Consider the following 8,508-nt stretch of genomic DNA (forward strand, 5'->3'; position numbering starts at 1 on the left):
ATGCGGGCGACGCTGACCGCACCGGTGCCTGAATTGACCTGCCCGATATATTCTTCGATGCGTTTGGGCCGGGTGCCAACCGCTTCGATGATGCTCGGGCCGTTGATTTTTGTGGGCATGGTTATCCTTTCAGGATTCAGAGGTCGAGGGACGGAGGTCTGAGGACGGAGGACAGACGTCAGAGGTTTGAGGACGGAGGACAGAAGCCCGAAGTCGGAGGTCAGAGGTCGGAAGTCCGCGATCCGAGGACGGAGATCAGAAGCCTGACGTCGGAGGTCAGAAGCTCGAAGTCGGAGGTCAGAAGCCTGAACTCAGCGGCCCGATACCAGCTAATCCTAATTTTGTCGCTTGCCTAAAATAACAGGCTATGTTTGCTTTTTTTGACCTTTGACCTATTCTATCAACCCCACCAGGTGGTCGTGCTGGCCCCGTTCAATCTGGAACTTGTCGTTGTGCTTTTTCAGCAGGTCGGCGAAGCTGCGGCATCCATAGCTGGCTTCGTCGAAGGTCGGGTCCAGACGCTTGACCACCGGTCGGATGGCGGCCTTGAGCACCCATTTGTCTCCGTTTCTCAGGGCGATCTGTTTGATGGCCTTGGTGATCAGTTCGGCCGCGTCCTTGACGGTGGTGGTTTCGGTCTCCTCTTCCTCATCTTGTGGCTCAAGGGCGAACGTTTCGTAATATTTAAATTCCGAGCAGCTGTTGGCCCAATGGCGGTTGGTGGCGTTCTTGCATCCCACCCCAATGAGATCCTTGCCGGCGGCTTTGAGCTTTTGGGCCAGGGGGATGAAATCGCTGTCCCCGCCAACGACGATGATCGATGAAATGTGGGGAAAGCGCAGGATATCCTCCACCGCGTCCAGGGATAGCTTGATATCCGCCCCGTTTTTGGCCTGGGCGCCGGGAGGGAAAAGTTGGATCAGTTCCACGGCGCACTTGAGAAGGCTCTGGCGGTACCTGGTAAACCAGTGCCAGTTGCAGTAGGCCTTATTGATGGCCACATTGCCATAGGTGGTGGCAAAATCGTAAAGGCCCTGAACATCTACCAGAACCTCCTGCTGCCGATTCCGGTTGGCCGGTTTCGGATAACTGCCGCTGCCGTTGAGTGCATCGAAGATGCTGGCGTGCAGGTTTTCGAAATCCCAATAGATGGCTACCGCTTCCTTGGTCATATGCTCCTCTTCAAGTGATGGGGGTGGGGCGGAATTGTCGATCATTTATCGAGTTCTGCCCTGACTTTACAGACAAGTAACATTAATGAGAATATCGGATTTTGTCAATTTTTCCGTTGGGGCGGCCGGATAATCCACGGTCAGCCTTTATCCAGAAAAATTCCGTATTATAATAGATTCTATGTTTGCCGGCCAATGGCCAGCCAGAAATGTCAAACAGAAGGACAGACCCCTGAAATCTGATGCCCCGGATAACACAGCACCATCACCGTTTTCGGTGAACAATGTACGTATGTTCATTGCCTTTCGGGTGTTTTTTAACTGCCGGTTCTACTATCCGATTTTTACCATCTTATTCCTGGATTTCGGGCTCACCGTGGCCCAGTTTTCCATTCTCAACGCGGTGTGGGCGGCCACCATCGTGATGGCGGAGGTGCCTTCGGGCGCCCTGGCCGACATCGTCGGCCGGCGTCGACTGCTGGTGTTTGCCGCCTTTTCCATGCTGGTGGAAATGGCGATCCTATGCTTTGCGCCGCGGGGCAACACCACGCTGCTGTTCAGCTTTTTCCTGGTCAACCGAGTGCTCAGCGGTCTGGCCGAAGCGGCTGCCAGCGGTGCCGACGAGGCCATCGCCTATGATGCGCTCCAAGCCAGTGGCATGGCGGACCAGTGGGGACGGGTGCTGGATGTTCAGATGCGACTGCGTTCGGTCATGTTCATCCTCACCATGTCGGTGGGTGCGGCTGTTTACGATGCGGACCTGATGACGCGGATCATGGCCACGCTCGGATCGGATTATCAGTTCACCCAGGCCCAGACCATGCGGTTTCCTCTGTACCTGACATTAATTCTTGCCATTTTTGCCATCGCCACCGTTTTACGGCTGGACGAGATCTGCCCCAACCCCGAGGCGGATGGCACCTGTGAAGAGCAGTTCGGCGGGTCGGCCATGGATGCTTTCAAACTGACCCTTACCACCGGCGGATGGATTCTCAAAACCCCGTTTGTCCTGGCCGTCATCCTGTTCGGTATGCTCTTCGACGGAATTCTGCGCATGGTTATCACGCTGGTCAGCCAATACTACCGCATGGTGGATCTGCCCGAATCGCTTTTTGGGATCCTCGGTTCGGTGATGGCGATGGCGGGGCTGTTCATTCCCCGGCTGGCGCTTCGCATTGCGGAAAACCATTCGCCGGCCTTTTGCCTGTGGACCACCGCAGCCACGGCTCTTGTCGGCCTTTGGGGAATGGTGTTTTTCTGGCCGTACACCGGACTGCTGCCAGCCCTGGTGGCCTTTTCCGCCCTTTACATGGTGGGTTTTTACGTCAGTTATTTTGTCAACCAGCATGCGTCGTCATCGCGCCGGGCAACGGTGCTCAGCTTCAAGGGGCTGGCCTACAACCTCTCCTACGGTTTCATCGGGATCGTGTATGCGGGACTTCTGGAAGTCAAAAAGAGGGGCATCGATGCCGTCGATATCAACGCCCAGGCTGTGGAGAATCTTGTTTTCAAGGACACGTTTTTCTGGTTTCCGCTATCCCTGGCCGCCGGCCTGGCGGTGATGACAGCAGGCGTGCTTGTCTTTAGGGCGAGGCGAAGATGAAAGGACCGGTCGTGGACTGCGCCACTGCCGAGGCCGTCCACAAGGGAGTTTTTCTGATCCTGCTGGCTACCTTGTGTATCGTGCTGATGAACACGTGCGCCAAGGTTAGCAGCGTGGCCCACGGCCCGGTTGAGATGGTGTTTTATCGTGGGGTGGTGGCCCTTGGCCTGCTGGTTCCCTTCATGTTGGCCACGCGTCCCGTAAGTGCATTCCGGACCCGCCGAATCGGGGCGCATCTCTATCGGGCAGCAGTCGGCAACATCGGTGTAGGTTTGGTTTTCTGGGCTTACTCCCTGCTGCCCATGGCCAATGCTACGGCGATGCTCTTTGCGGCGCCGCTTTTCGTCACGGCGTTGTCGCCCCTGTTGCTGGCGGAACGGGTGGGTCCGAGTCGATGGATAGCTGTGGCGGTTGGGTTTGGCGGGGTTCTTCTGATTTACAGGCCGTCGGTAAGCCTGCTGGCCGATCCGGCATCCATGGTGGGACTGGGTGCGGCACTATGCATTGCCCTGGTGGACATGGCGCTGCGTAATCTGGGTCGGACAGAAGACCCCCTGACCACGGTTTTTTACTTTATCCTGGGGGGGGTGATCCTGTCTGCCCCTTACGCGCTCGTATACGGCACCTTGCCGGATGGTAGGATTCTGCCGTGGATCGCCGGCATCGGCATCTTTACCGCCATTCAGCAATTGGCCAAGACGGCGGCCTTCCGGTTTGCCGAAGCTTCTTTCCTGGCCCCATACACATACACCGCGATTGTATGGGCCACCCTGGCCGGATGGCTGCTATGGAAAGAGATGGTCACGGTGCAGGTGATGGCAGGGACCGGGGTGGTGATTACCAGCAACCTGTTCATTCTGCGGCAGGTTGAGCCCACCTGCAGAAAATGAGCGTCCAAAGGCCGCCGGAAAGTCCGTGTTGACAAGGGAAAAGCAGGTACCCTATTCTAGCCCATTAAGGCTGCTGTTCCTTTATTCATCGGAACGCGTTAAATTAAGACCCTGGCGGCCCTGTGCCACCCGCTCTGCTTTTGATTCACCCTTGACCCCAGATGAGGTTTCCACTCACCCGGCGCCGGTTGAGCTGGAAATGGGTTGGAAAACTTGAAAGGACGACGGCAGCCCATGCCGGCAGTCCGCCACCCTATCTAAAGAAGACAAGGTCGTTTAATGGTTCAATCCGATGCCATCGAACAGGTTCCGGCGCCCGGCGCCCGGCAACTTCATTTTACGGGAGACACGATAACCTTCCACCTCAACGTGCCCGAATCGTGGGACGGGCAGGCCTGGCTGAGGACCAGCCTGGGGCACGGTCGGTCTGTGCGCCGGGAAATCATTCGGCAGGTGGACCGCCAGGAAAATCCCCTGGGCCGAAGCTGGTACGACATCCCCATGACCGCCGTCGGAAAAGGCCACTATACTCTCACCGTCGCCCTGACCGAAGTGGGACATTTCGAGGCCAAGGGCTATTTTCTGGACCGGAAGAGCGCCGACCCGTTGTGGCCGCCGGGGGCCAATACCGCCATCAACGTGGCGCCGGCGGACACCTGTTGTGCCAACATCATCTACAATGCCTTCGTGCGTCAATTCGGCCCGAACAAGAATGGCGCCATGGGCGTTGTCGACCAGACCATGAAAAGCCTGGACGAAGCCGGATATACAGTTATTCCACCGTCGGGGACGTTTCGCGACCTGATCGGGGAGCTGGATTTTATCATCGACCACCTGGGCTGCCGGATCGTCCAGCTGTTGCCGATCCACCCCACGCCCACTACCTATGCCCGAATGGGTCGGTTCGGCAGCCCCTATGCGGCCCTGAGTTTTACCGCCGTGGATCCGGCCCTGGCCGAATTCGACCCCAAGGCCACTCCCAAGGAGCAGTTCATCGAACTGGTGGATGCCGTTCACGCCCGGGGCGCTCGCCTGTTTATCGATATCGCCATCAATCATACCGGTTGGGCGGCAAGTCTTCACGAAACCCATCCCCAGTGGCTCTCGCGGGAACCGGACGGCCAGATCGAAAATCCGGGTGCCTGGGGGGTGGTCTGGGCGGACCTCACCCGTTTGGATTACAGCCATAAAGATTTGTGGCAGTATATGGCCGATGTCTTTCTGACCTGGTGCCGCCGGGGTGTGGACGGTTTTCGCTGCGACGCCGGCTACATGATCCCCACGCCGGCATGGCGCTATATGATCGGGAAGGTCCGGGACCAGTTCCCCAACGTGATCTTCCTGTTGGAGGGGCTCGGCGGCAAGATCTCAGTCACCCGTGACCTGCTCGACTGGGCCGATTTCAATTGGGCATACAGTGAGCTGTTTCAAAACTACGACCGGGGACAGATCGAACATTACCTGCCCGGCGCCATGGAGATATCTCAGACGGACGGCACCGCCATCCATTTTGCCGAAACCCACGACAATCCTCGCCTGGCGGCCACTTCCCCGGCATACGCCCGCATGCGGATCGCCCTGTGCGCCCTGCTCTCCAGCCAGGGGGGCTTCGGATTCGCCAACGGGGTGGAGTGGCTGGCCACGGAAAAAATCAACGTCCACGGTTCCCCGTCCCTGAACTGGGGAGCGCCTGAAAATCAAGTGGATGCCATCCGCCGGCTCAACGCCCTGCTCACGGTTCATCCGGCATTCTTTCACCCGGTTCGGGTGGAGATGATTCAGCAGGGACCGGGCAATACCATCGTTGCCGCCCGTCGATGTGAACCCAGTGGAAACGGGCTGCTGATTCTGGTCAATCTGGATGCGGCATCGGCCAACGAAGCGGCCTGGCCACGCAGTCGGTCCCCCCTGGACGGGGATTCGGCCATTGACCTGCTTGTTGGGCAGCCGGTATCGATTGATGGCGACGGACAGACGGGGCGAATCTTAATGAACCCGGGGCAAGTGCTCTGCCTGACCAACAACCCTGAAGACCTGGAGCGGGTCACCCATGCCGCTGACCGATTTCCGCGCATCCCGGATCGCATCCACAGGCAACGGCTTCGGGCCAAGGTGCTCGAGGTGTGGCGGTTTCACCGGGGCGTCGGGGACCTGGGTCAATGGGACCCGGACCAGGCAGTCGTGCAGATGCAGACATCACCGCTTGATTTCTGCCGATCCATGAATCCCGCCGGCGCAACGCCTCGAACCGTGGTCTGGCAGTATCCCGTCGACCTGCGGCGGGAGGTGATGGTGCCACCGGGCCATTTTCTGCTGGTAAGCGGTCGTCACCCGTTTCGTGCGTCTATATCTGAAGCAGGGACGGCGATGGCCGTCGAAGAGAGTCTAACTGAAGCCGGGGGTAACGCCTTTGTCCTGTTCCGCCCGCTGCCGGTCGCCGGTCGGCATAAACCGCGGACATTGAAGCTTTCCTGTTATGACCCCGACGGCTGCACCCACCACGAGTCATCCCTTTTGTACCTGACGCATGCCCGACAGGTCAGGGTGAGAAAAATTTTTACCCGGCCACGCAAACGGCTTTCCAGCATCCATATGTTGGGCACCAATGGACGCGGCGCGATGACCCGGGCCCATGCTCACTGGGGCCAGACCCCCAGCCGTTACGATGCGCTGCTGGCGGCCAACCTGAGCCCGCTTGTTCCCGAGGACCGCCGTATTCTGCTGACCCGGCTGAGAGGATGGGTCGTGTTTCAGGGTTTTTCCCAGGAGATCGGTCCGGACTGCCTGGATGCGTTCGGGTTCGATTTCGATGCATGGGGCGGCTGGCAGTACCACATTCCTTCGGGGCAGGGGGAGCACGTGGTGTTGAGTGTCGGCATCCACATGCTGCCGGGCAAAAACGCCATTGACATGGTTTTCTACCGGCATCCGGCCCAAGGCCGCAAGGATCGGCTGGCTGACGATCGGCCGGTGACCCTCATCCTGCGACCTGATATCGAGGATCGCAACTTTCACGAGGCCACCAAAGCATTTACCGGATCAGAACACCGCTTTCCGTCTGCTGTCACCTATCGGGAAAAGGGATTCATTTTTCACCCCACTGACGACCATGCACTTGAAGTGGATGCGGAGCGGGCCGATTTTTTCATCGAGACCCAATGGCAGTACATGGTTCACCACCCCCAGGAGGCCCAACGCGGCCAGGACCCGCATTCGGACCTGTTCAGCCCCGGCTATTTTTCCGGACCGCTGGCCGGTGGTGAGAGCGAGATCCTTAAGGCCCGAGTGGCGGGCGAAGGCGGCGCGTCCGTGGAACCCGGCGTTGACATGCGGCGACGGATCAGCCGATTTTTCGAGGCCTCGCCCCAATGGGAACCGCCGGTGGCCGCATTAAAAAAAGCCCTCGACCAGTATATCGTCAAACGAGACCAATATTCGACGGTGATCGCCGGTTATCCCTGGTTTCTTGACTGGGGGCGTGACACCCTCATCGTGGTAAGGGGGATTACCGCCGCTGGACGTTTTGACGAAGCCCTGAGCATTATCGTGCAGTTTGCCATGTTCGCCACGGATGGCACCATTCCCAACATGATCCGTGGAACCGACACGGGCAACCGGGACACCTCCGATGCGCCCCTGTGGCTTTTTCGGGTATGCGACGAACTGGGGACGCTGACGGGCCAGGCCAAATTGCTGGATACCGATTGCGGGGGGCGGCCATTGAAGCAGGTCCTGCTTTCCATCGCCCGGTCCATCATGGCCGGAACCCCCAACGGCATCGTTATGGACACCGGCAGCGGACTGCTTTTCAGCCCGTCGCATTTCACCTGGATGGATACCAACTATCCGGCAGGCACCCCTCGCCAGGGATACCCCATCGAGATCCAGGCTCTGTGGCAGGCTGCCCTGGACTATCTGGGCCGTGTGGATGCACCGGCATCTCGCAAGCCGTGGCAGCGTCTGGCCGGGCAGGTGCGTCAATCCATTCTGGACCTGTTTTTCCGAGACGAGTTGGGCTACCTGTCCGATTGCCTGCACGCCGGCCCCGGTACGCCGGCCAGCCAGGCGGTAGCCGACAACGCCCTGCGGCCCAACCAGCTTTTTGCCCTGACGCTGGGGGCGGTGACGGACCAAGCGGTGGTCGCGCGAATTCTTTTAGCCTGCCAGGAGCTGATTGTGCCCGGGGCCATTCGCAGCCTGGCGGACCGCCCTATCGATCCGGAGTTGCCGGTTTATCATAACGGCGTGCTGGTCAACAACCCTAAAGCACCATATGTGGGCGTCTATGGGGGTGATGAAGACACCCGCCGAAAGCCGGCTTACCACAACGGTACGGCCTGGACCTGGGTTTTTCCCAGTTTTTGCGAAGCATGGGCGGACAGTTTCGGCCCCGGCGAGTATGAAACTGCCATGGCCTGGCTGGCCAGCAGCAGCCGGCTGATCAATGACGGGTGCGTAGGCCACGTACCGGAGATTCTGGATGGCGATGCCCCGCACCACCGCCGCGGTTGTGACGCCCAGGCCTGGGGGGTGAGCGAGTTGCTGCGGGTGTGGATCAAGATTGAGGGATTGATGTCAGAAGTCAGAAGTCAGAAGTCAGGAGTCAGGAGTCAGGAGTCAGGAGTCAGGAGTCAGAAGTCAGAAGTCAGAAGTCAGAGGGCAGAGGGCAGAAGTCAGAAGTCAGAAGTCAGAAGCCAGAAGCCAGAAGTCAGAAGCCAGAAGCCAGAAGCCAGAAGCCAGAAGTCAGGAGTCAGGAGTCAGGAGTCAGGAGTCAGGAGTCAGGAGTCAGGAGTCAGGAGTCAGGAGTAAGAAGTAAGAAGTAAGGAGTAAGGAGTAAGGAGTA

Annotated in this window: 4 protein-coding genes; 3 read left to right on the forward strand and 1 reads right to left on the reverse strand. The window is 58.8% G+C overall.

The window, feature by feature from the left end; genetic code table 11:
* Positions 1–392 precede the first annotated feature (392 nt).
* The gene (locus tag QNK41_RS00610) at positions 393–1,217 is read right to left on the reverse strand and encodes an NYN domain-containing protein (RefSeq protein WP_319252685.1); all 825 of its coding nucleotides are present in this window, start codon (positions 1,215–1,217) and stop codon (positions 393–395) included.
* A 247-nt stretch (positions 1,218–1,464) separates the two neighbouring features.
* Between QNK41_RS00610 and QNK41_RS00615 the strand changes: the two genes are divergently transcribed.
* The 3 genes from QNK41_RS00615 (at position 1,465) to QNK41_RS00625 (ending at position 8,474) form a co-directional block, all read left to right on the forward strand.
* The gene (locus QNK41_RS00615) at positions 1,465–2,775 is read left to right on the forward strand and encodes an MFS transporter (protein WP_319252687.1); all 1,311 of its coding nucleotides are present in this window, start codon (positions 1,465–1,467) and stop codon (positions 2,773–2,775) included.
* The gene (locus QNK41_RS00620) at positions 2,772–3,665 is read left to right on the forward strand and encodes a DMT family transporter (RefSeq protein WP_319252689.1); all 894 of its coding nucleotides are present in this window, start codon (positions 2,772–2,774) and stop codon (positions 3,663–3,665) included. The genes QNK41_RS00615 and QNK41_RS00620 overlap by 4 nt, the downstream gene beginning before the upstream one ends.
* 279 nt (positions 3,666–3,944) lie before the next feature.
* A complete protein-coding gene (locus QNK41_RS00625; protein WP_319252691.1) occupies positions 3,945–8,474 on the forward strand; it encodes an amylo-alpha-1,6-glucosidase in 4,530 nt (1,509 codons plus the stop codon).
* Positions 8,475–8,508 lie beyond the last annotated feature (34 nt).

The sequence above is a fragment of the Desulfosarcina sp. genome (genome assembly GCF_033791525.1).
Lineage (GTDB): Bacteria > Desulfobacterota > Desulfobacteria > Desulfobacterales > Desulfosarcinaceae > Desulfosarcina.